This window comes from Actinomycetospora sp., from assembly GCF_055612215.1.
On sequence record NZ_JBVPVA010001008.1, the window covers coordinates 1 to 1,569 of the forward strand.

Below are 1,569 nucleotides of genomic sequence, written 5' to 3' on the forward strand. Positions count from 1 at the left end.
CCAGCCCCGCGCCGGTGTTCGTCGCCCCGAACACGACGGTCTGGGCGAAGATCCCGGCGATGAGGAACTCGCGGTAGGCGGCGCCGCCGCCGGACGGGTCGATCGCGCCACCGAAGACGTACGCGAAGAGCAGCACGAACATGATCGGAGAGAGCGTGGTGAAGACCAGCAGGTCGGGCACCCGCTTGATCTTGATGAGGTTGCGCTTGGCGACGACGGCCGCGTCGCTCACCGCGTCGACGGTCATCACGCGGCGCTCGCCTCCGCGGTGTCGTCGGCGTCGTCGTTCTGGTCGCCGGCGGTGCTGCCGGTGAGGGTGAGGAAGACGTCGTCGAGGGTCGGGCGCCGCACGCCGGCGTCGTCGACCTCCAGCCCCACGACCTCGAGGTGGTCGAGTGCCTGGCGCAGGGCCTTCACCCCGCCCGTCACGGGCATCGTCAGGGACCTGCGGTGCTCGTCGGTGACCGCGGGCCCGACGCCGAGCGGGGTCACGAGCGCGACGGCTTCGTCGAGCCGCTCGGCGTCGCTCACCGTCAGCTCGAGGCGCTCACCGCCGATCTGGGCCTTGAGCTGGTCGGAGGTCCCGCGCGCGATGGCTCGGCCGTGGTCGATGACGACGATGTCGTCGGCGAGCACGTCGGCCTCCTCGAGGTATTGGGTGGTGAGCAGCAGCGTGGTGCCGTCGGCAACGAGCCGTTGGATGACGCCCCACATCTCGGTGCGGCTGCGCGGGTCGAGTCCGGTGGTCGGCTCGTCCAGGAACAGAACCGGAGGAGCGGCCACGAGGGCGCCGGCGAGGTCGAGGCGGCGCCGCATACCGCCGGAGTAGGTGCGCGTCGGGCGATCGGCCGCGTCGGTGAGGCTGAACTGGGTGAGCAGCTCCCGGGCCCGCTCCCGGCTGCGCTTGCGACCCAGGTGGTACAGCCGGCCGATCATGTCGAGGTTCTCGAAGCCGGTGAGGTACTCGTCGACCGCCGCGTACTGCCCCGAGAGCCCGATCCGCTTCCTGACCTCCCTCGGCTTCGCCAGGACGTCGACGCCGTCGATGGTCGCGCTGCCGGCGTCCGGCTGGAGCAGCGTGGTCAGGATGCGGACGATGGTCGTCTTGCCGGCACCGTTCGGGCCGAGCAGCCCGAGCACGGTGCCGCGCGGGACCTGCAGGTCGACGCCGTCGAGCGCGGTGACGTCCCCATAGCGCTTGACCAGCCCGGCGACCTCGATCGCCACATCCATGCGTGCTCCAAGCACTCGTACGGCCCGACCGTCGCGAGGGTACGCACGGGGTCCGACAGCGTCGGGTGGATTTCGTCCGGTTCGGTCTACGACGACGCCGGCCGGCGGTGAACTCCGGCCGACGACGATCACGTCAACCTGGTGGCGCGGGCAGGTGACTGATCGAGCTGGGGAACCGGGTCGCCCGGACCCGGATCCTCCGGCCACATCCTCGGGCCGCCCGTCAGCTGGCACCCTCGACGAATGGACGACGTCGACCGGCTCGCCACCCCTGCGCTCCCCGACGGCGTCCCGCCGCTCGCGGCCGAGGACCACGTCTGCCCCGACTGCCCGATG

The 1,569-nt window shown here is 71.5% G+C and carries 1 protein-coding gene and 1 pseudogene; both read right to left on the minus strand.

Annotation, left to right across the window (positions count from 1 at the left end; all coding sequences use genetic code 11):
* A pseudogene (locus AC0CYZ_RS27355) lies at positions 1–247 on the minus strand (ABC transporter permease); the annotation flags it as partial.
* A complete protein-coding gene (locus AC0CYZ_RS27360) occupies positions 247–1,233 on the minus strand; it encodes an ATP-binding cassette domain-containing protein (protein WP_472221249.1) in 987 nt (328 codons plus the stop codon). The pseudogene AC0CYZ_RS27355 and the gene AC0CYZ_RS27360, both read right to left, overlap by 1 nt.
* Between the last annotated feature and the right edge of the window lie 336 nt (positions 1,234–1,569).